Here is a 20,067-nt window from a genome sequence, read left to right as displayed (position 1 = left end):
AGTGTAACGCTTCTCGACAAGGTTTGCGTTACCTGCGTAACGTGACTGCGGTGCGAAACCGTTACGCCCTCGGGCTCTACACGGCGGGCGCGGCGGCGGCCCGGACCGGTGACGAGATGTCCGGACCCGCGCTGATGCTCGCCGGGCTCGCCGCCACCGGCTCGGCCGCCGCCGGGTCGTTCCTGCTCGCGGGCGTCACGATCACCGCGGCGGCGGGCGGGCCGCTGCTCGGCGCCGTCCTCGACCGGTCGCCCCGGCCGGGCCGGGTCCTCGGCCGGGCGCTGGCCGGGTACGCGGCGGCGCTGGTCGTGGTGCTGCTGTGCGTGGGGCGGGCGCCGCTCGCCGTCCCGGTGGCGGTCGCGGCGGGGGCGGGGGTGCTCGGGCCCGCGCTGTCCGGCGGGTGGACGTCGCAGTTGCCGCGCGTCGTCCCGCCGGACGGGCTGGCCCGCGCCAACGCCTTCGACGCGATGACCTACAACGCGGCGGGGCTGGTGGGGCCCGCGCTGGCCGGGGCGGTCGCCGCGATGGCGGGTGCGTCCGGCGCGGTGGCGGCGTCCGCCGCGCTGATCGTCCTCGCGCTGCCCGCGGTGCCGCTGGCCTCGGGCGGCGCGCGGACGGCTGAGCCGATCGGGGCGGCGCTCGCGGCGGGGTTCCGGGCGATCGTCCGCACACCGGCGCTGACCAGGGCGACTGTTGTTTCGGTGGTGTCGTGCGCGGGGCAAGGGATGTTGGTCGCGTGCGTCCCGCCGCTCGGCCTGCGGGCCTTCGGCGCGGCGGACCGCGGGACGATGCTGCTCGCCGTCCTCGCCGCCGCCGCGCTGGCCGCCAACGCGGTGGTGGCCCGGCGTCCCGCACGGTGGCGGCCGGACACGGTGATCGCGGGCAGCACGGTCGTCCTCGCGGGGGCGCTGGCGCTGGCCGCGTCCTGTCATCCGGTGGCGCTCGTCGCGGCGGCGGTGCTCGCGGGCCTCGCCGAGGGGCCGCAGCTCACCGCGCTGTTCGCGGTCCGGCACCGGGAGGCGCCCGCGCGGCTGCGCGGGCAGATCTTCACCACCGGCGCCAGCCTGAAGATCACGGCCTTCGCGCTCGGCGCGGCCGTCGCGGGACCGCTCGCCGACCGCGCGCTTCCCGCCGCCCTCCTCACGGCCGCCGGGGTCCAGGTGGTTGCTTTTGTTGCGTACCACTGCCTCACCCCTAGGAGCGCTGTGCGGGGAGGAGGAGTTTCAGGGTCTGGCGGGCGTCGCGGCGGCGTTCGGGGGAGCGGGCCGCGATCGAGGTCAGGGCGGTGACGGCGACGGTCGCGGCGTAGAGCGCGCCGGCCGCGCCGAGTGCCGAATACAGGTGCTGGACGATGGCGTGCACTGGGCCTCCTGCTGTCGTTCCGGGAGGTCAGGTGTCGCATTTCCGGAGGGTTTCCGGCGACCGTTCCGGCGCTCGCCGGACGGTGGATACGCTGTTCAGTCCCGCTTTGGCGGGTTTTCCGGAGTCGACGCGGGTTCGGACGGGATCGATGGGCGCAGTGGACCACGCAGGCCGTTTCTTCGCCGAACTGTCGGCCGTCAACGACGCGGCGGGACGTCCCACGCTGGATTATCTGGTGCGCCGATGCCGGGAGCGGGGGATCGCGGTCAGCGATTCGACGGTCAACGATTGGCTGAAGGGGGCGAGCGTCCCGTCCCGGAGGTCGCAGCGGGCCTGCCTGGAGATCGTGAAGATCCTGGAGGCGATGGCGCTGCAACGGACCGCCGGATTCGTCAAACGTCCCGACGGGTGGTGGCAGGGCCTTCTGGGAAAGGCGCGCGAGCAGCGGGCGGAGAAGCGTGGCGGGCGTCCTCCTCGTGCGAAGGAAACGCGGCGGGGGCCGATGATGCTGCCCGCCGATGTGCCCGACTTCACCGGCCGCGACGACGCCGTCCGCGAATTGACGTCCTGGCTCGAACCCGGCGGGGAGGGGACGGTCTCCGTGGTCAGCGGAATGGGCGGAGCCGGAAAGACCGCGCTGGCCGTGCACGCCGCCCACCGAGTCCGGCACCGATTTCCGGGCGGAGTCCTGTTCGCGGACTTACGCGGCTACAGCCCCGAAACTCCCTGGGAAGCAGGTGCGACCGCCGAACATCTGCTCCGCGCGCTCGGAAAGACCGAGGCCCTTGCCACACCGGAAGAGGCTGTGGGCCTGTGGAGGACGACACTGTCCCGGCTGGAGACGCCATTGCTGGTCGTCCTCGACAATGCCGCGACCGCCGGGCAGATCTCCGCGCTGATTCCCGAACCGCCGCACCGCCTGCTGGTCACCTCGCGCAATACCCTTTCCGCCCTTCCCGGCCGCCGCGTCGACCTGGCCCCCTTCGACGCCGAAGGGTCGGTGACCCTCCTCGACCGGGCGCTCCGCCGCACGAATCCCGAGGACGAGCGCGTCGCCGCGCGGCCGGACGACGCCCGCCGCCTGGCCGACCTGTGCGGGCACCTGCCGCTGGCGCTGCACATCGTCGCCGCCCTCCTCCGGGACGACCCGGACACCCCGCTCGCCGCCCAGGCGGACGAGCTGACCGAGGCCCACGACCGGCTCGACCGGCTGCGCTACGACGACGCCGACGAGCAGGGACGCCCGCTGGCCGTCCGCGCCGCGTTCGACCTGTCGTACCGGCGGCTGGACGCCGCGCAGGCACGGGCGTTCCGCCTGCTCGGCGCGATGCCCGGCGCCGACACCGACCTGGAGACCGCGTCCGCCGTCATCGACCGCGCCGACACGGGTCGCCTGCTCGCCGACCTGACCCGGCTGCACCTGCTGCGCCGGAACGGGGGCAAACGCTGGGACATGCACGACCTGATCCGCCTTTACGCCGCCGAACTCGCCCGCGACCACGACGATGATGCGGCCCTCGACCGTCTGCTGGAGCACTACCAGCGGATTCTCGGGCTGGCCACCTGCTGGCTCGGCCCGAATGCCAACCCGCGCAGCGAGCGTTTTCCGGACAGGAGCGAGGCGCTCCGCTGGTTGGACGACGAAAGCCTTAATCTCGCCGCCTCAGTGGCCGCCGCCCACGCCGACGAGCGCTGGGAACAGACGTGCGCGATGGCGGCGGAACTCGTCCACTATTGGGAGTTCCGGCGGCATGTCCGCGAATGGATGAGCGTCGGGACGCTCGCCCTGGACGCGGCTGAGCATCTGGGGCCCGAAAAGGTCCACGCGGCGTCGGGAATGCTCGGCAACGCCTACCGGGTGGCGCGCCGATACGACGAGGCGATGCCGCATCTGCGCCGTTCCCTGGAGCTGGCGCCAGATCGCCCGGCAATGGGACGGGCCCGCCACAACCTCGGTCTCGTCCATGTCTGCCTGGGCGACTATGTCGAGGCGGAGGAGTGCCACCGGATCGACATGGAGATCTGCTGGGAATCCGGGGATGTGTACGGTTCCGGCGAAGCGCTCACGGCACTGGGCGACGCCCTGCGAATGCGGGGCGAACATGAGGCGGCAGCCGACACACTCCTGCGCGCCGTTCTGATGTTCTCCCGGCTCAGCCATCCCGAGGGCGAGATCCGAGCGCGGACAAATCTCGCTCTCACCCTCCTGGGATGGCACCCCGGACGGTACGGAAGCTGCGGCATCTGGCACCTGTGCCACGCCCTGCGACTCGCGCGAAACTTGGACCACCAGCACGCCGAGGCGATCGTCTTCTTGAACCTGGCGGCCGCCTACCTTGAGACGTGCCCGGCCTGTCACGGCCGCGCCGCGCTGAACTGCGCGACCCACGCCGCCGCCCGTTACGAGCGGCACGACGACCGGCACGGCCTCGCCAACGCCTGGCGGAACCTCGGCCAAGCCCAACGGGCCGTCGGCGACCCGGCAGGCGGACGCCGCACACTGGAACGGGCGCGCGCCGCGTTCGAGGCGCTCGGCGCGTCCGAGCAAGCCGAAAAGGTCGCGGAGCAGCTCACCCGCCCGGACGAGGGCCCCGAGCACATTCCCGGCTGCCTCGGCGGGAAGACGGGAATCCACCTCTCCTGGCTGGACGAACTGCCCGACTCCGTCCTACGCGGGGACCACCGCGTCCTGGACGGGATGGTGTTCCTCGACTTCCGGTACGCACTCTGGCAACCGGCCGCCGATCAGGACGAGGAGCGGCGCAGGAGATAGGTGTCCATGATCCAGCCCTTGCGGGCGCGGGCCTCCGCGCGGGTCGCGCGGATCCGGTCGGCGACCTCCGCGACCGGGCCCTCGATCAGGATCTCGTCCGGCGTGCCCAGGTAGGCGCCCCAGTAGATGTGGAAACCGTCGCCGACCTCGGTGAACGCACAGGCAGCGTCCAGCATGACGAGCACGTCGTCGGCCGTCGCCCCCTCGGCGGCGAGCCGCCGCCCGGTCGTGACGTGCACAGGACGTCCGACCCGCGTCAGCCCGACGCGATGCCGAGCGGTGAGCGCCGAAATGCTGCTGATTCCCGGGATGACCTCGTAGTCGAACTCGGCGTCGATCTCGTCCAGAGCAGCGAGCGTGCTGTCGTAGACGCCGGGATCGCCCCAGACAAGAAGCGCGCCGGTCTCGCCCTCGGCCAACTCATCTCTGACGAACGACTCGTAGATCTCAGCCCGACGCGACCGCCAGTCCTCAACGGCGGCGGTGTAAGCGGACGCGGTCCGATCGCGCTCAGGATCACGGGCCTCAACGACCCGATACGGCTCACGCCCGTGCGCGGCGATCAGCTCCCGACGCAACCCGGTGAGATCCTCCTTGGCCTCACCCTTCCCAACGAGCAGAAAGGCGTCCGCCGCGCCGATGGCCTTGGCCCCCTGCAACGTCAGATGGTCGGGATCCCCCGCACCAATACCAATGACCAGAAGCCGCTTCACCCGGACAAGTCTGCCAGAACCACCCATTCAGAGTGCCTGACGCGGTCACCGGAGGGCGGCGAGGAGGCCCGTGAGCCGGTCTGATCCGGTTCGTGTCGCGATCGTCTCCAGGTCGGCGGCGACTCGCTCCGCCTCGCCCGCTTCACCGATCTGGAGATAGGCCATCGCGAGCTGGTACACGAAATCGCCCGCCCACTCCGAGGCCCGCATGTTCGCGGGCAATCCGTCCAGTCCGGCCTTCAGGTGCTCGATCGCGACCGCGTTGTAGGCGGGGTCGGTGCGGCCGAGGATGCGATAGGCGAGTCCGTGCTCCAGAACGAAGAAGCCGGGAGCGAAGTAGTAGTACTCCCACGGACGGGCCACGTCGGGACGCACGTCGACGACCGCGGCCGCCGCCTGCTCTGTCAGTCGCCGCACCGCGTCCGCTTCGCCCACCGCCGCCAGCGCACGCGCCTCCTGGTACAGGTCGTACACCCGGCCCACCGACCCGGCGCGAAGCCGCTGGGCCGCCTGGGACAGGCCGATCATCGCGCCGATCTGCCCCCGCCGCTCAGCGACATAGCCCTGCCAGCTCAGCACCTCTCCGACTATCTGCTGATTGCCGGACTCCGTCGCCCATTCCAGGGTCCGGCCGAGCGATTTCAGTGCATCGCCTGGCCGTCCGACACTGGCGTACAGCCACCCGCCGAACTGCGACCATTGCGCGGCGACGTCGAGCAGGTCGTTCCGGATGGGCCCGCGCGCCTCGGTCACCATCGAGGTGATCGACTTGAGTTGGACGCGTACGGCGGGAAGGACCGCGGCCGATCCCACGGAATCTTCCAGACGGCGTTGCCCGTCCAGGACGCGGGCGAGCGCTTCGACCGTCGCGGGGTCGACGCGCAGGGGCTTCCGCGCGGCATGGCGAAGGCGGTCGGCATCGCCCGCCTTGACGCTCGTAGGGCGCTGCGGCGGACGCCTGAGGCCAGCCAGCTCGCCGCCCGCGCCAAGGAGCTCGTCGAGGCGCTTGGCCAAGTCCTCCGACGGGCCGCCCAAATCGCGGGCCACCTTCGACAGGTATCCGACGTTGCAGGGCACTGCCTTGGCCAGTCGGCGCAGGCTCACGTCCTGCTCCTGCATGAGCTGCCGCATGCGCTCGCCGAAAGTCATGATCTCACCCGCTTCGCGCCGGATGGCCGTTGCGTGTTGCCCCGCGCCCGCCGACAGGCAACGCGGTAACGGCTTCCACGCTAACGCCGGACGCGGTCTGGTGGTGGGCGGAAGGTGTCGCAGGACACAAAGACGGCCCCGGCCGGCGGGCGAACGCCAGGTGTTCCGGGGCCTGACCGGACATAGGAGGTCCGGCTGGCGATGACGATATCCGAGAAGGTGGCACGGCTCCGCGAAGAGAATCCGGGATGGCAGATCGAGCATGACGAGAGCAGGCCCGTGCCGTGGCTGGCCGTCCGCGAACCGTCGGAGAAGTGGACGGGCGGGCATTCGGTCGTCGAGGCGAAGCTGCCCGGGTACTTGGGGCGGCTGATGTCCCAGGCCATTGATCTGGCGGCGTTGGCGTCCGGCAAGGAGGCTCTGCCGTACGTGGAGCGGATGGAGCACTTGACGTTCCTGCGTAAGTGGTTTCCGGAGTGGGCGTTTGAGGTGTGCGAGAGCCAGCCGGTTTGGCATGGGCAGCGCAGTTACGTGGACTATGCCGAGCGGGCCGCTGCCATCACCGAGGTGCGTGGCAATGATCCCAAGGAGTTGGCGTTGCTGCTGTTGTGGCTGCCGCGCGTCGAGGCCGGGATAGGCGAGGGCAGGGAGGGTGAGCGGTGAGCGCGGCGCGCCTCGCGCGTGAGGCCGAGCGGCAGATCGCCGGGTTCGCGGTGTACGAGTTGCCGGACGGCTCTTGGCGCGCGGTCTCCCAGCGGGACGGCGCGCGGGTGGTTGAACACGAGCGGTGGTGCGAGCTGGCCTGGGCGTGTGTCTCGTCGCGGATCGCCGACGAGTTGCGCGTCGCGGGTGAGGAGTTGGCCGCGCGGATGTCCGAGCCCGGCCGCGCCTGGCGCAACGAGCCCAGACCTTTCAAGTGAGCCAGGGGCGGCGCCGCCGGTCGACACCCCCTGGTCCCGGCCGCGCCGCCCCTTCCCGGCCCCGGACCCCGTCCTCGAACAGGAGGCTTGCTGATGGCTGACTGCTGCAACTCCACCCCGAGCTACCCGCCGTGCCACTGCCCAGCGGGCTGCGACTGCGACCACCTCGCCCGACTCACCGCCGCCGGAGGCATGAGCATGGTGTTCGGCCCGGCTGAGCGGCTCGACGCGGCCGTCCGCCGCATCGCCCCGCAAGTCTCGGTCGCCCTCGTCCGCGATCAGGAGACCGGACTGACCCGCGTCCACGTCACCTACCGCAGCCGAGGACCGTTGATTCTCGGCTGGGACGGGCGCACCTACCGACGCTGGTCGTCCGACGACGGCTACGGCGCGATCCTCCCGTCCGACCCGGACGACGCGGCCCGCCGTGCCGCCGAAATGCTCGGTGCCCGCATCCCGACCGCCAACCCGCGCCCCTTGAGTCGGGTCGAGTCGCTGAACTATGCGGTCGGTGCTCGGGGTTGGGGGGGCTAAGCGGTGGTGTCGACTATTTGGGGGTTGGTCATTTGGCCGTCCAGGATTTCTATTTCTATTACGGCCGAGAAGGGGGCGCTTGGGCGGAGGGCGGCCAGGCGGGCGATTCCGTCTTGGGTGACCATCTTGGCGGCGGCCAGGCTGCCCAGGGTGCCGCATCCGGCTAGGACGATGACGCGGCGGTCGGCGTGGAAGGGGCTGGGGAGCAGGCTGATGACGGCGAAGTCGCGCGTGGTCTTGGCGTGGACGACTTGCTGGGCGAACACGTGGCCGTCAGAGTTTCTGATCATGTCTGCCCGGTCCGGGTAGAGCCGAAAACTGTAAGGCAGGGTGACTTGGCGGTCGAGTTCCTTGTACAGGTCGTTCGCGTTGGGGCCGCCGATGACGACCAGGTCGCTTGGGGCATCCCGGCATCGGGAGAAGTTCTTGGCCCGGATTATCCGGACGGTGGGCACACGTAAGACCTTGCGTAAGTACTCGGACACCAGCATCGCGGCCATTGCGTCGCCCTCGTAGAGGGTCGGTAACGGGGTGTCGTGCCCTGGTCCGTCTGGCTGAACGATCACGACCTCGTCGGGTCTGCGCAGTCGCCATACGCGCCGGGCCGGGCCCATGGTCTGCCGACGTTGGTAGAGGCCCTTCGCCGCGGCACCGGATAGGAAGGCCAGTAGTGAGGACAGTAGGTTGAGCGCCAGTGCGGAAGTCATGGCCTCGCCTCTTCTTCGGATGCGCCGTCCGACCATTCCTTCGAGCGGCTGCGGGTGCCCATGGTTCCAACGCGGAACCCCGGCCGTTGCATTACCGTTGATCAACTGCGGCGAGGTCGTCGGGCGGGAATGGGGCTCTCCCAAGATCGTCGGGCGGCTCCGGTACAGGTCAGATGGGTGATCCGTGCAGGAACGGGTTGGAACCGCTCATATAGGCTGGTCGCCGCAGTCGTGCCGGGACGAGGAGGCCAGTGGACGCGCGTGTCGTCACCGTTGTGGGCATCGGCGCCGACGGATGGGACGGGCTCCCGGAGCGCTCCCGCGCCGCGCTGCGGTCGGCGGACGTGCTGCTCGGCTCCGGCCGCCAACTCGACCTCGTCCCCGCCTCGGATGCGGAGCGCGCGGAGCGCGTCGTCTGGCCGTCGCCCCTCCTGCCCGCGCTCCCCGGCCTGATCGAGGAGCACGAAGGACGCGCCGTCGTCGTCCTGGCCAGCGGAGACCCGATGTTCCACGGCATCGGCTCCGCGCTCGCCGAACTGCTCGGCCCGGAGCGGCTGCTCGTCCTGCCGCACACGTCGTCGGTGTCGCTGGCGTGCGCCCGGCTCGGCTGGCGGCTCGACCGCGTGGACGTCGCGAGCCTCGTCGGACGTCCGGCGGGCGCGCTGAACGCGCTGGTCGCGCCCGGCCGCCGGATCCTCGTCCTCAGCGCGGGCCGGGAGTCCCCATCGGTCGTCGCCGCCCTGCTCGCCGGACGCGGGTTCGGGCCGAGCCGCATGACGGTTTTGTCCGACCTCGGTGCGGACGGGGAGACCGTCCAGCACGGCACCGCCGCCGAGTGGACGGAACTCGCCGCGACCGCGCTGAACATCGTCGCCGTCGAATGCGCGCCCGGTCCGGACGCGGCGCCGCTGCCCCGCACGTCCGGGCTCCCCGACGCGGCGTTCGACCACGACGGGCAGATCACCAAGAGCGAGGTCCGCGCGGTCACCCTGGCGCGGCTCGCGCCGCTGCCCGGCGAACTGCTCTGGGACGTCGGCGCTGGCGCGGGCAGCGTCGCGATCGAATGGGCGCGGGCGCATCCGTCCTGCCAGGCGGTGGCGGTGGAGAGCCGACCGGAGCGCGCGAAGCGGATCGAGCGGAACGCGACGAGCCTCGGCGTGCCGGGCGGCGTGCGGGTCGTCGAGGGCGTGGCGCCGGGCGCGCTGGACGACCTGCCGGCCCCCGACGCCGTCTTCGTCGGCGGCGGCCTCACCGTCCCCGGCCTGCTGGAACGCTGCTGGGACGCGCTGCGCCCCGGCGGACGGCTGGTCGCCAACGCCGTCACCCTCGAATCGGAGGTCCGGGTCGCGCAGGCACGCGAGACGTACGGCGGCGACCTGGTCCGCGTCAGTGTCGAACGGGCCGCGCCGCTCGGCGGCTTCACCGCCTGGCGTCCCGCGATGCCCGTCACCATCTGGACGACACGGAAGGAGGCGGTATGACCGCAGCGAAGCGAGGATCATGGCGCCGACCCCTCGGGGGTCTGGGGGGCGCCCCCCAGAAAGGCAGGGCGGCATGACGGTGTATTTCGTGGGGGCTGGGCCTGGGGCTGCTGACCTAATCACTGTGCGTGGGTTGCGGGTGCTGGAGGCTGCGCCGGTTTGCCTGTACGCCGGGTCGCTGGTGCCGTGCGAGTTGCTGGATGCCTGCCCGTCTGGTGCCCGGCTTGTTGACACCGCGAATCTGAACCTGGACGAGATCGTCGCCGAGTTGACCGCCGCGCACCGTGACGGTCTCGACGTCGCGCGGCTGCACTCGGGCGACCCGTCGGTGTTCAGCGCGGTCGCTGAGCAGGTGCGGCGGCTGGACGCGGCGGGGGTGCCGTACGAGATCGTCCCGGGCGTCCCGGCGTTCGCGGCGGCGGCCGCGTCGCTGGGCCGGGAGCTGACCGTCCCCGGCGTCGGCCAGACGGTGATCCTGACCCGCACGTCCGCCCGCGCCACCCCGATGCCGGACGGCGAGGACCTCGCCACCCTCGGCGCGAGCGGCGCGACGATGGTGCTGCACCTCGCCGTCCAGCGGATCGACGAGGTGACGGCCGAGCTGCTGCCGCACTACGGCGCGGACTGCCCGGTCGCCGTCGTCGCGCGGGCGAGCCGTCCGGACGAGCTGATCCTGCGCGGCACCCTCGCCGACATCGCGGGCCTGGTCCACGAGGCCGGGGTGAAGCGCACCGCCGTGATCGTCGTCGGACGGGTGCTGGCCGCGTCCGCGTTCCCCGGCAGCCACCTCTACAGCGCGGAGCGGGAACGAGTGTGAGGCGCGTCCTGATCCTCGGCGGGACGGCCGAGGCCAGGGACCTCGCCGCCCGCCTGCACGGCGTCCCGGACGTGCGCGTCGTGTCGTCGCTCGCCGGGCGCGTCGCCGACCCGCGCCTCCCCGTCGGCGAGGTGCGCGTCGGCGGCTTCGGCGGGCCGGACGGCCTCGCCGCCTGGCTGCGCGAGCACCGGATCGACCGGCTCGTGGACGCCACCCACCCCTTCGCGGAACGCATGAGCGCCTCCGCCGCGCGGGCGTCGGAACGGGCGGGGGTTCCGTTGCTCGCGTTGCGGCGTCCCGGCTGGCGGGAGGAGGACGGCGACGACTGGCGGCGCGTCCCGTCGCTGGCCGACGCCGCCGCCGCGCTGCCGTGCGGGGCCCGCGCGTTCCTCACCACGGGGCGGCGCAGCATCGAGGTCTTCGCCGCCCGCGCCGACGTGTGGTTCCTCGCCCGGTCGGTCGACCCGCCGGAGAAGCCCGTCCCGGACAACGTGCGCGTGCTGCTGTCCCGAGGCCCCTACACGCTCGACGGCGAGCGGGCGCTGATCCGCGAACACAGCCTCGACGTGCTGGTCACCAAGGACAGCGGCGGCGCGATGACCCGCGCCAAGCTCACCGCCGCCCGCGCCGCCGGACTGCCCGTGATCATGGTGGACCGGCCGCCCGTCCCGGACGGCGTGGCTGTGGCCACCGACCCGGCGGAGGCCGTCCGCTGGGCTCAGGGGTAACGGCGCGGCGTGTGGACGGCGCCGCGCTCGGTCACCCGAGTTGTTGACGACCCGACGATGACCAGGCAGCGCATGTCCACCTGATCGGGATCCAGCTTGCCGAGCGTCGTCACGGTCACGCTCTCCTCCGGGCCGCCGACGTCGCGTCCGACCACCACCGGAGTTTCGGGGGAGCGGTGTTCGAGGAGCAGGTCGCGGGCCGCCGCGAGCTGGTGCCTCCGGCGGCTGGACGACGGGTTGTACAGCGCGAGCACCAGGTCCGCCGAGGCCGCCGCCGCGAGCCGCCGGGCGATCACCTCCCACGGTTTGAGCAGGTCCGACAGCGACAGGACGCAGAAGTCGTGGCCGAGCGGCGCGCCCGCCCGCGCGGCGACGGCCTGCGCGGCGGTCAGCCCGGGGACGACCCGCACCGGCACGTCCGGGAAGTCGTCCGCGGCCTCCAGGACGGCCGTCGCCATCGCGAACACGCCCGGATCGCCGGACGAGACGACCGCGACCCGCGCCCCGTCCCGCGCCAGTTCGAGGGCGTGCCGGGCGCGGTCGTCCTCCACCCGGTTGCCGGTCGGGTGGCGGCGTTGCCGCGCGTTCGGCGGGACCCGGTCGAGGTAGGGGCCGTAGCCGACGAGGTCGGTCGCGGACGACAGGACGTCCTGCGCCTCCGGGGTGAGCCACGGCCGTCCCGCCGGGCCGAGGCCCACGACCGTCACGCTCCCCGGACCCTCGGGGCGTGCCGGCTCGGGAGCGGTGAACGACTCGCTTGCCGGGCTGGTCAGCAGGGCGAGCGCCATGTACGGGACATCCGCCGGATCGACGTCGGCCAGCGGCACGACCCTCTCCCGGCCGGTCGAGGCGCGTTCGACGTACCAGGCTTCGGGGAGCCGTCCGGCGTCCTCAAAAGCCTGCCTGACCTTGGGGAACGTCCGGCCCAGCTTGAGGACGGCCGCCGCGTCGGCGGTGCGGAGCCGGTCCGCCAGCTCGTCGCCGGGGAGCGTGCCGGGCAGCACGGTCAACGTCTCCTCGCGCTCGACCAGCGGACGCCCGGCGGCGGCCGACGCCGCGCTCAGCGACGTCACGCCCGGCACGACCTCCGCCGGGTAATGCGGCGCGAGGCGTTTGTGGAGGTGCATGTAGGAGCCGTAGAACAGCGGGTCGCCTTCGCTGAGGACGACGACCGTCCGTCCCGCGTCCAGGTGCGCGGCGAGGCGGGCGGCGCAGTCGGCGTAGAAGTCGTCGAGCGCGCCCTGATACCCGCCGGGATGGTCGGTCGTCTCCGTCGTCACCGGATAGACGAGTTGCTCCGCGATCTGCCCGTCGCGCAGGTAGGGCGCGGCGGCGGCGCGGGCGATGCTCCGCCCGTGCCGCGCGGAATGGTAGGCGACCACGTCCGCCGCACCGATCAACCGGGCGGCCTTCACCGTCACCAGTTCAGGATCACCAGGGCCGACGCCGACCCCGTACAGCCGTCCAGCCATCACTCCGCCTCACTGGCAATCGCATTTATGGCCGCCGCCGTCATGGCGCTGCCGCCGCGGCGTCCGCGCACGACGAGGTGCGGGAGGTCGCTCGCGGCGAGCGCGTCCTTGGACTCGGCCGCGCCGATGAAACCGACCGGTATCCCGAGGACGGCGGCCGGACGTCCCGCGCCCCCGTCCACCAGCTCCAGCAGCCGGAACAGCGCGGTCGGCGCGTTGCCGATCGCGACGACCGCGCCGTCCAACCGGTCGAGCCAGAGGTCGAGCGCCGCCGCGCTGCGCGTCGTGCCGAGCCGTTCCGCCAGGCCGGGGACGCGCGGGTCGCCCAGCGCGCACACGACCTCGTTGCCCGCGGGCAGCCGGGCCAGAGTGACGCCGGACGCCACCATCCGCGCGTCGCACAGGATCGGCGCGCCGTCCAGCAGCGCCGCCCGCGCCCGCGCGACGACACCCGGCGACCAGGCCAGGTCGCGGACGAGGTCCGTCATCCCGCAGGCGTGGATCATGCGGACGGCGACCCGCGCCACGTCGTCCGGCAGGCCCGACAGGTCGGCCTCCGCGCGGATGGTCGCGAACGAGCGCCGGTAGATCTCCGCGCCGTCCCGGATGTAGTCGGTCACCGTTCCGCTCTCTTCAGGACGACCGGCCCGCGGGGCATCCCGCAGTTCCGGTCACAGCCCGTCCAGTGGACGGGGGTCTCCGGGGCGCGCGACAGGCCGCCGACCCAGCGGTGGGCCGCGCCCTGCACGTCGCCTTCCGATTTCGCGCAGCCGGGGCTTCCCGTGCAGGCCGTCACTCCGACCCAGGGCGAGTCGGGGTCGGTGGCGAAGCCGTGTTGGTGCAGGTGGACGGCGTGCCGGTGCGCGTCGTCGCGTCGCAGGTCACGCAGGACGATGCTCCGCCACGGCGTCAGCCGCACTTCGTCCGCGATGTCGGCGAGGGCTTCCATCTGCGCGCCGGACAGGCGTCCGAGCGGCGGCACGACCTCCAGCGCGACCAGGCCGTCGCGCTGCTCGACGAAACCCGCGTGCGGTGCGGGCGGGGCGGGGACGCGCTGCGCTTCGGCCAGCGTCCCGCCGAGGAGGCCCGCGACGCGGCGCGGGCCGTCCGGGACTTCGGCCAGCTGCCAGGCGTCGCCGCGAACGTCGAGAAACGCCTCCGCCGCCGCGATCATGACCGCGACGGGATCGCCGGACAGGACGAGCCGGTGCCCGGCCAGGAGCACGCCGCCGGGAGTCAGCGTCACGTCGGCGCCCAGGGACGCGACGTCGCCGGAGCCGTCGTCCAGCGCGAACAGGAACCGGCCTGGCAGCCCGGCCAGCCGAGAACGCCCGCACAACTCAAGGTCGAGCGCCGTGACCAGCGGATCCGTGGCGAGGACGCCCCGCACGCCGCGTCCGCCGAGCGGGGACGCGACGATGTTGCGCACCCGTTCGTGCGACGCGGACGGCAGCAGCCCGGCCGCCGCCAGCCGCTCCGCGAGCGCCGCCGGATCGCGCACGCCCCGCACCTGGAGGTTGGCCCGCGACGTCAGCTCGACGACGTCCACGCCCAGCTCGCGGGCCGCGCCGCCGACCGTCCTGAGCCGCGCCGCCGACACCGCCCCGCCCGGCGTGCGGACGCGGGCGAGCGCCCCGTCGGCGGCGTCGTGGGTCTGGAGCGCGCCGGGGCACGCGTCGGCACGCGACCGCCCCGCCGCACGGACATCTGGCATGAAGGCCACCTTTCTCGGACGCCGCGCGCTGCCGTAGTCTGCTGATCGACGACGGCAGTGGAGGAAGCCGGTGTGAATCCGGCGCGGTCCCGCCACTGTCACCGGGGAGCGACCCCCGCTAACGGCCACTGTCCACGCGGACGGGAAGGCCGGGGCGAGCGCTGATCCGGGAGCCAGGAGACTCCCGCCGTCGTGACACCCGCGACCGGGGCGAGGACCCCAGGGGGAGGACCCGTCATGTCCACCGTTCTGCTGCTCTCCACGTCCGACACCGATCTGCTGAGCGCCCGCGCGTCCGGCGCCGGCTACCGGCTGGGCAACCCCGCCCGGCTCGCCGTGGCCGACCTTCCGCCGCTGCTCGACGGCGTCGACCTGATCGTCGTCCGCCTGCTCGGCGGCCGCCGCGCCTGGGAGGACGGCCTCGACGCCCTTCTGACCGGCACCCGCCCGGTCGTCGTCCTGGGAGGAGAGCAGGCGCCAGACGCCGAGTTGATGGAGCTTTCCACCGTTTCCGGTGGGGTGTGTGCCGAGGCGCATGCCTATCTCGCGCATGGCGGGCCCGCGAACCTCGCCGAGTTGCACGCGTTCCTCTCCGACACCGTCCTGCTGACCGGGCGCGGGTTCGCGCCGCCGCAGGCCGCGCCCACCTGGGGGCGATACGAGCGAACGTCCCGCGCCACCGAAGGCCCGGTGATCGGGGTGCTCTACTACCGCGCCCACCACATGGCCGGGAACACCGCGTTCGTCGAGGCCCTCTGCGCCGCCGTCGAGGACGCGGGCGGACGCCCCCTGCCCGTCTTCTGCTCGTCGCTCCGCACCGCCGAGCCCGCGCTGCTCGACACGCTCCGCGAAGCGGACGCGCTGGTCGTGACCGTCCTCGCGGCGGGCGGGACGCGGCCCGCGACGGCCGGGGCGGGCGGCGACGACGAGGCGTGGGACGTCGGCGCGCTCGCCGCGCTGGACGTCCCGATCCTCCAGGGCCTCTGCCTCACCACGTCCCGCGCCGACTGGGCGGACAGCGACGACGGCCTGTCCCCGCTCGACGCCGCCTCGCAGGTCGCCATCCCGGAGTTCGACGGCCGCATCATCACCGTCCCGTTCTCCTTCAAGGAGATCGACGAGGACGGGCTCACCGTCTACCGGGCCGACCCCGAACGCGCCGCGCGGGTCGCGGGGATCGCCGTAAGGCACGGCCGCCTCCGGCACACGCCGCCCGCTTCGCGCCGCCTGGTCGTGATGCTGTCGGCGTATCCGACGAAGCACTCGCGGGTCGGGAACGCGGTCGGCCTCGACACCCCGGCGAGCACCGTCCGGCTCCTCGCCCGGCTCGGCGAAGCGGGCTACGACCTCGGCGAAGGCTTCCCCGGCGTGGCCGACCAGGACGGCGACGCGCTCGTCCACGCGCTGATCGCGGCGGGCGGCCAGGACGAGGACTGGCTCACCGAGGAGCAGCTCGCGGGCAACCCCGTCCGGATCTCCGGGGCGTCCTACGAACGCTGGTACCGGACGCTGCCCGCCGACCTTCGCGACGACATGGAGCGGCACTGGGGCCCGCCGCCCGGCGAGCTGTTCGTCCAGGACGGCGACATCGTCCTCGCCGCCCTCCGCGCCGGGAACGTCGTCGTCATGGTGCAGCCGCCGCGCGGCTTCGGCCAGAACCCCATCGCGATCTACCACGACCCGGACCTGCCGCCGAGCCACCACTACCTGGCCGCCTACCGCTGGCTGTCGGACGAGTTCGGCGCGCACGCGATCGTCCACGTCGGCAAGCACGGCAACCTGGAATGGCTGCCCGGCAAGGCGGCGGGCATGTCCGCGTCCTGCGGTGCGGACGCGGCGCTCGGCGACGTCCCGCTCGTCTACCCGTTCCTCGTCAACGACCCGGGCGAGGGGACGCAGGCGAAGCGCCGCGCGCACGCCGTCCTGGTCGACCACATGGTCCCGCCGATGGCCCGCGCCGAGACCTACGGCGACATCGCCCGCCTCGAACAGCTCCTGGACGAGCACGCCACGATCGCCGCGATGGACCCGGCGAAGCTCCCCGCCATCCGCGCGCAGATCTGGACGCTGATCCAGGCCGCGAAGCTCGACCACGACCTCGGCCTGGACGACCGTCCGCACGACACCGAGTTCGACGACTTCCTCCTGCACGTCGACGGCTGGCTGTGCGAGGTGAAGGACGCGCAGATCCGCGACGGCCTGCACATCCTGGGCGAGGCGCCGACCGGCCCGCAGCGCGTCGACCTGGTGCTGGCCATGCTGCGCGCCCGGCAGATGTGGTCGGGACGCGAGACCCTGCCCGGCCTGCGCGAAGCCCTCGGCCTCACCGAGGACGGCACCGGCACGCGCGCCGACGTCGACGCCGCCGAGGCCACGGCCCGCTCCCTCGTCCAGGCGATGGAGGACGCCGACTGGTCGCCCGACGCGGTCGCACAGATCGCTGCGAAACACGGGGAACTCGTCCGGCGGGTGCTGGAGTTCGCGGCGACGGAGGTCGTCCCGCGCCTGGCCCGGACCACCGACGAGATGGACCACCTGCTCCACGCCCTGGACGGCGGCTACGTCCCGGCCGGGCCGAGCGGGTCGCCGCTGCGCGGGCTCGTCAACGTCCTGCCGACCGGGCGCAACTTCTACTCGGTGGACCCGCGCGCCGTCCCGAGCCGCCTCGCCTGGGAGACCGGGCAGGCGATGGCCGACTCGCTGCTGGAGCGCTACCGCGCCGACCACGGCGAGTGGCCGCGCTCGGTCGGCCTGTCCGTCTGGGGGACGAGCGCGATGCGCACGGCGGGCGACGACATCGCCGAGGTGCTCGCGCTGCTCGGCGTCCGCCCGGAGTGGGACGAGGCGTCCCGCCGCGTCACCCGCCTCGAAGCGATCCCTGCGGACGAGCTGGGCAGGCCGCGCATCGACGTGACGGTCCGCATCAGCGGCTTCTTCCGGGACGCGTTCCCGCACGTCGTCGCGATGCTGGACGACGCCGTCCGGCTCGTCGCCGCGCTCGACGAACCGGACGAGGACAACTACGTCCGCGCCCACGTCAAGGCCGATCGGGAGCAGCACGGCGACGAGCGGCGCGCGACGCTCCGAGTGTTCGGCTCCGCGCCGGGCGCGTACGGGGCGGGCCTGCTGCCGCTGATCGACAGCCGCAACTGGCGCGACGACGCCGACCTCGCCGAGGTGTACGCGGTGTGGGGCGGGCACGCCTACGGGCGCGACCTCGACGGCGTCCCGGCCCGCGCCGACATGGAGAGCGCCTACCGGCGGATCGCCGTCGCCGCGAAGAACGTCGACACCCGCGAGCACGACATCGCGGACTCCGACGACTACTTCCAGTACCACGGCGGGATGATCGCGACCGTCCGGGCCCTGACCGGGAAGGCGCCGGAAGCCTACGTCGGCGACAGCACGCGCCCGGACGCGGTCCGCACGCGCACCCTCTCGGAGGAGACCGCGCGGATCTTCCGGGCCCGCGTCGTGAACCCGAACTGGCTGGCCGCGATGCGGCGGCACGGCTACAAGGGCGCGTTCGAGCTGGCCGCGACCGTCGACTACCTCTTCGGCTACGACGCGACCACCGGCGTCATGGCCGACTGGATGTACGACCGGCTGACCGCCGCCTACGTCCTGGACGACGAGAACCGCGCGTTCATGGCCGAGTCCAACCCGTGGGCCCTGCACGGCATCGCCGAGCGGCTCCTCGAAGCCGCCGAACGCGGCATGTGGGAGCACCCGGACCCGGACATCCTGCAACGTCTCCAAGAGGTCTACCTCAAGACCGAAGGCGACCTGGAGGACGACACCAGCCGCTGAGCCGCCTCCGGATGCCCGGCCCAGTGCAGGTGCAGGTAGGACGCGGTGATCAGCTCGTCGCCGAACCCGTCGCCGCCGTCCTTCCAGCGGAACAGCGGGGCGGCTTCGGCGGCGACGGCCGTCCGGTGGAACTCGTGGCCGTGGAACCGCTCGCCCGGACGGGTCAGCGGCGACTCCGCCACGGCGACCGCCTCCCGGTAGCCGAGCGTCAGCCGGGACGTCATGCGCGCCCGTCCCGGCACGCGCCCGCACATGGCCCGCCCGTCCAGCTCCTCGCACAGGTAGAGGAGGCCCGCGCACTCGGCGGCGATCGGGCCTCGGAACGCGGCGACGGCCGCGCGCAGCGGCGCGTTCGCGGCCAGGTCGGCGGCGTGCACCTCGGGGAACCCGCCGCCGAGGACGAGCGCGGCCGTCCCGTCCGGGAGGGCCTCGTCGCGCAGCGGGTCGACGACCGCGACGTCGGCCCCGGCCGCGCGCAGCAGCTCGGTGTGCTCCGCGTAGGAGAAGGTGAACGCCTCCCCGCCCGCGACGGCGACGACCGGACGGCCCGGCAGCGGCTCCACCTCCGCGCTCGGATCCCAGAGCCGGTCCGGGAGCCGGGGAGCGGTGGCGGCGAGCCGCATCAGCGCGTCGAGGTCGCAGGAGCGCGCGATCAGGTCGCCCAGCCGTTCGACCGCCCGCACGGCCTCCGTCTCGCGCTCGGCGGCCGGGACCAGGCCGAGATGCCGGGACGGCGTCACGACCGCGTCGTCCCGGCGGAGCGCGCCGAGCACCGGGACGCCGGTCGCGTCCAGCGCGCTCCGGCACAGCTCCTCGTGCCGGTCCGACCCGACCCGGTTCAGGACGACCCCGGCGACCCGCACGCCCGGCTCGAACGTCGCGAAGCCGTGCACCAGCGCGGCGACCGAGCGGCTCTGCCGGGCCGCGTCCACGACGAGGACCACGGGCGCGCCGAGCAGCCGCGCGACGTGCGCCGTCGACGCGAACCCGGTGTCGCCGCGCCCGTCGAACAGGCCCATCACGCCTTCGACCACGGCGACGTCGCACCCGGCGGCGCCGTGCAGGAACAGCGGCGCGATCCGGTCCTCGCCGACCAGCCACGGGTCGAGGTTGCGGCCCGGACGCCCGGCGGCGAGCGCGTGGTAGCCGGGGTCGATGTAGTCGGGTCCGACCTTGTGCGGGGACACCTGCAGGCCGCGCGCCCGGAGCGCCGCGATCAGCCCGGTCGCCACCGTCGTCTTCCCGCTCCCGGACGACGGCGCCGCGACCACCAGCCTCGGGATCACCACTCGATTCCCCGCTGCCCCTTCTGCCCGGCGTCCATCGGGTGCTTGACCTTGCCCATCTCGGTGACGAGGTCGGCGGCCTCGACGAGACGGCCGGGCGCGTCCCGTCCGGTGACGACGACGTGCTGGTCGCCGGGACGTCCGGTGAGCGTCTCGATGACGTCGTCCAGGTCGAGCCAGCCCCATTTCAGGGGGTAGGTGAACTCGTCCAGGACGTAGAAGCGGTGCGTCTCGGCGGCCAGCTCGCGCTTGATCTGCGCCCAGCCCTCGCGGGCGTTCGCGGCGTGGTCGTCCTCGGCGCCGGGCCGCCGCAGCCACGACCAGCCCTCGCCCATCTTGTGCCACGCGACCGGACCGCCCTCTCCGCTCTCGCCCAGCACGCGCAGCGCCTTCTCCTCGCCAATCCGCCATTTCGCCGACTTCACGAACTGGAACACCGCGACCGGCCAGCCCTGGTTCCATGCCCGCAGCGCCATCCCGAACGCGGCGGTCGACTTGCCCTTGCCGGGCCCGGTGTGGACGATCAGCAGCGGCCGGTTGCGGCGCTGCCGCGTGGTCAGTCCGTCGTCGGGGACGGACGCGGGCTTCCCCTGGGGCATGA

The 20,067-nt window shown here is 73.1% G+C and carries 17 protein-coding genes and 1 riboswitch; of the genes, 9 read left to right on the top strand and 8 right to left on the bottom strand.

The window, feature by feature from the left end; translation table 11 throughout:
- Nucleotides 1-50 precede the first annotated feature (50 nt).
- Together FXF68_RS17700 and FXF68_RS17695 are read left to right on the top strand one after the other, a co-directional pair.
- Nucleotides 51-1,289, top strand: coding sequence for an MFS transporter (locus tag FXF68_RS17700; RefSeq protein ID WP_246178757.1), 1,239 nt, complete (start codon nucleotides 51-53; stop codon nucleotides 1,287-1,289).
- Between the two features lie 221 nt (nucleotides 1,290-1,510).
- Entirely contained in the window at nucleotides 1,511-4,135 is a 2,625-nt protein-coding gene (locus FXF68_RS17695; RefSeq protein ID WP_148760446.1) for an ATP-binding protein, read from the top strand.
- Here FXF68_RS17695 and cobF read toward each other — a convergent pair.
- Together cobF and FXF68_RS17685 are read right to left on the bottom strand one after the other, a co-directional pair.
- A complete protein-coding gene (cobF, locus tag FXF68_RS17690) occupies nucleotides 4,108-4,848 on the bottom strand; it encodes a precorrin-6A synthase (deacetylating) (RefSeq protein ID WP_246178756.1) in 741 nt (246 codons plus the stop codon). The two genes, FXF68_RS17695 and cobF, sit on opposite strands and share 28 nt — an antisense overlap.
- Before the next feature lie 45 nt (nucleotides 4,849-4,893).
- Nucleotides 4,894-5,997 carry a helix-turn-helix domain-containing protein gene (locus tag FXF68_RS17685; RefSeq protein ID WP_148760442.1) on the bottom strand — a complete coding sequence of 368 codons (1,104 nt, stop codon included), beginning with the start codon at nucleotides 5,995-5,997 and terminating at the stop codon, nucleotides 4,894-4,896.
- Between the two features lie 201 nt (nucleotides 5,998-6,198).
- Here FXF68_RS17685 and FXF68_RS17680 point away from each other — a divergent pair, with 201 nt between their 5' ends.
- From FXF68_RS17680 to FXF68_RS17670, 3 genes are all read left to right on the top strand, one after another.
- Entirely contained in the window at nucleotides 6,199-6,660 is a 462-nt protein-coding gene (locus tag FXF68_RS17680) for a hypothetical protein (protein ID WP_148760440.1), read from the top strand.
- A complete protein-coding gene (locus FXF68_RS17675; protein ID WP_148760438.1) occupies nucleotides 6,657-6,917 on the top strand; it encodes a hypothetical protein in 261 nt (86 codons plus the stop codon). Before FXF68_RS17680 ends, FXF68_RS17675 begins: the two co-directional genes overlap by 4 nt.
- 93 nt (nucleotides 6,918-7,010) lie before the next feature.
- Nucleotides 7,011-7,451 (top strand): hypothetical protein, encoded by a 441-nt coding sequence (locus FXF68_RS17670; RefSeq protein WP_148760436.1) that lies wholly within the window; start codon nucleotides 7,011-7,013, stop codon nucleotides 7,449-7,451.
- Here the strand turns inward: FXF68_RS17670 and FXF68_RS17665 are convergent.
- On the bottom strand, nucleotides 7,448-8,158 hold the full coding sequence (locus tag FXF68_RS17665) for a hypothetical protein (protein ID WP_148760434.1): 711 nt from the start codon (nucleotides 8,156-8,158) through the stop codon (nucleotides 7,448-7,450). The genes FXF68_RS17670 and FXF68_RS17665 overlap by 4 nt on opposite strands.
- A gap of 251 nt (nucleotides 8,159-8,409) precedes the next feature.
- Between FXF68_RS17665 and cbiE the strand changes: the two genes are divergently transcribed.
- The 3 genes from cbiE (at nucleotide 8,410) to FXF68_RS17650 (ending at nucleotide 11,184) form a co-directional block, all read left to right on the top strand.
- The gene (cbiE, locus tag FXF68_RS17660; RefSeq protein WP_148760432.1) at nucleotides 8,410-9,639 is read left to right on the top strand and encodes a precorrin-6y C5,15-methyltransferase (decarboxylating) subunit CbiE; all 1,230 of its coding nucleotides are present in this window, start codon (nucleotides 8,410-8,412) and stop codon (nucleotides 9,637-9,639) included.
- A 73-nt stretch (nucleotides 9,640-9,712) separates the two neighbouring features.
- Nucleotides 9,713-10,456, top strand: a complete 744-nt coding sequence (cobM, locus tag FXF68_RS17655; protein ID WP_148760430.1) for a precorrin-4 C(11)-methyltransferase — start codon at nucleotides 9,713-9,715, stop codon at nucleotides 10,454-10,456.
- Nucleotides 10,453-11,184, top strand: coding sequence for a cobalt-precorrin-6A reductase (locus tag FXF68_RS17650; protein WP_148760428.1), 732 nt, complete (start codon nucleotides 10,453-10,455; stop codon nucleotides 11,182-11,184). Before cobM ends, FXF68_RS17650 begins: the two co-directional genes overlap by 4 nt.
- On the opposite strand, the gene FXF68_RS17645 is transcribed toward FXF68_RS17650, so the two are convergent.
- From FXF68_RS17645 to FXF68_RS17635, 3 genes are read right to left on the bottom strand one after another with little or no spacing between them, the layout of a single operon-like run.
- Nucleotides 11,175-12,656 carry a precorrin-2 C(20)-methyltransferase gene (locus tag FXF68_RS17645; RefSeq protein ID WP_148760426.1) on the bottom strand — a complete coding sequence of 494 codons (1,482 nt, stop codon included), beginning with the start codon at nucleotides 12,654-12,656 and terminating at the stop codon, nucleotides 11,175-11,177. The genes FXF68_RS17650 and FXF68_RS17645 overlap by 10 nt on opposite strands.
- The gene (locus tag FXF68_RS17640; protein ID WP_148760424.1) at nucleotides 12,656-13,276 is read right to left on the bottom strand and encodes a precorrin-8X methylmutase; all 621 of its coding nucleotides are present in this window, start codon (nucleotides 13,274-13,276) and stop codon (nucleotides 12,656-12,658) included. The genes FXF68_RS17645 and FXF68_RS17640 overlap by 1 nt, the downstream gene beginning before the upstream one ends.
- Nucleotides 13,273-14,370 (bottom strand): precorrin-3B synthase, encoded by a 1,098-nt coding sequence (locus tag FXF68_RS17635; RefSeq protein WP_148760422.1) that lies wholly within the window; start codon nucleotides 14,368-14,370, stop codon nucleotides 13,273-13,275. The genes FXF68_RS17640 and FXF68_RS17635 overlap by 4 nt, the downstream gene beginning before the upstream one ends.
- A gap of 61 nt (nucleotides 14,371-14,431) precedes the next feature.
- Nucleotides 14,432-14,553, top strand: a riboswitch (cobalamin riboswitch).
- Nucleotides 14,554-14,607: 54 nt separating this feature from the next.
- Here FXF68_RS17635 and cobN point away from each other — a divergent pair.
- Nucleotides 14,608-18,180: a cobaltochelatase subunit CobN gene (cobN, locus tag FXF68_RS17630; RefSeq protein ID WP_148760420.1), complete on the top strand. Its 3,573-nt coding sequence runs from the start codon at nucleotides 14,608-14,610 to the stop codon at nucleotides 18,178-18,180.
- On the opposite strand, the gene FXF68_RS17625 is transcribed toward cobN, so the two are convergent.
- Both FXF68_RS17625 and cobO read right to left on the bottom strand, forming a co-directional pair.
- A complete protein-coding gene (locus tag FXF68_RS17625) occupies nucleotides 18,135-19,454 on the bottom strand; it encodes a cobyrinic acid a,c-diamide synthase CobB (RefSeq protein WP_148760863.1) in 1,320 nt (439 codons plus the stop codon). The genes cobN and FXF68_RS17625 overlap by 46 nt on opposite strands.
- Before the next feature lie 8 nt (nucleotides 19,455-19,462).
- Nucleotides 19,463-20,065 (bottom strand): cob(I)yrinic acid a,c-diamide adenosyltransferase, encoded by a 603-nt coding sequence (gene cobO / locus FXF68_RS17620; protein WP_148760418.1) that lies wholly within the window; start codon nucleotides 20,063-20,065, stop codon nucleotides 19,463-19,465.
- Nucleotides 20,066-20,067 lie beyond the last annotated feature (2 nt).

The organism is Actinomadura decatromicini (genome assembly GCF_008121305.1).
Taxonomy (GTDB): domain Bacteria; phylum Actinomycetota; class Actinomycetes; order Streptosporangiales; family Streptosporangiaceae; genus Spirillospora; species Spirillospora syzygii.
This window is presented reverse-complemented; position numbering and strand designations above follow the sequence as displayed.

Coding starts and splice junctions, on each gene's coding strand:
- FXF68_RS17695 (WP_148760446.1), top strand. CDS start 1,511: ATGGGCGCAGTGGACCACGCAGGCCGTTTCTTCGCCGAACTGTCGGCC.
- FXF68_RS17685 (WP_148760442.1), bottom strand. CDS start 5,997: ATGACTTTCGGCGAGCGCATGCGGCAGCTCATGCAGGAGCAGGACGTG.
- FXF68_RS17680 (WP_148760440.1), top strand. CDS start 6,199: ATGACGATATCCGAGAAGGTGGCACGGCTCCGCGAAGAGAATCCGGGA.
- FXF68_RS17670 (WP_148760436.1), top strand. CDS start 7,011: ATGGCTGACTGCTGCAACTCCACCCCGAGCTACCCGCCGTGCCACTGC.
- FXF68_RS17665 (WP_148760434.1), bottom strand. CDS start 8,158: ATGACTTCCGCACTGGCGCTCAACCTACTGTCCTCACTACTGGCCTTC.
- cobM (WP_148760430.1), top strand. CDS start 9,713: ATGACGGTGTATTTCGTGGGGGCTGGGCCTGGGGCTGCTGACCTAATC.
- FXF68_RS17645 (WP_148760426.1), bottom strand. CDS start 12,656: ATGGCTGGACGGCTGTACGGGGTCGGCGTCGGCCCTGGTGATCCTGAA.
- FXF68_RS17635 (WP_148760422.1), bottom strand. CDS start 14,370: ATGCCAGATGTCCGTGCGGCGGGGCGGTCGCGTGCCGACGCGTGCCCC.
- cobN (WP_148760420.1), top strand. CDS start 14,608: ATGTCCACCGTTCTGCTGCTCTCCACGTCCGACACCGATCTGCTGAGC.
- cobO (WP_148760418.1), bottom strand. CDS start 20,065: ATGCCCCAGGGGAAGCCCGCGTCCGTCCCCGACGACGGACTGACCACG.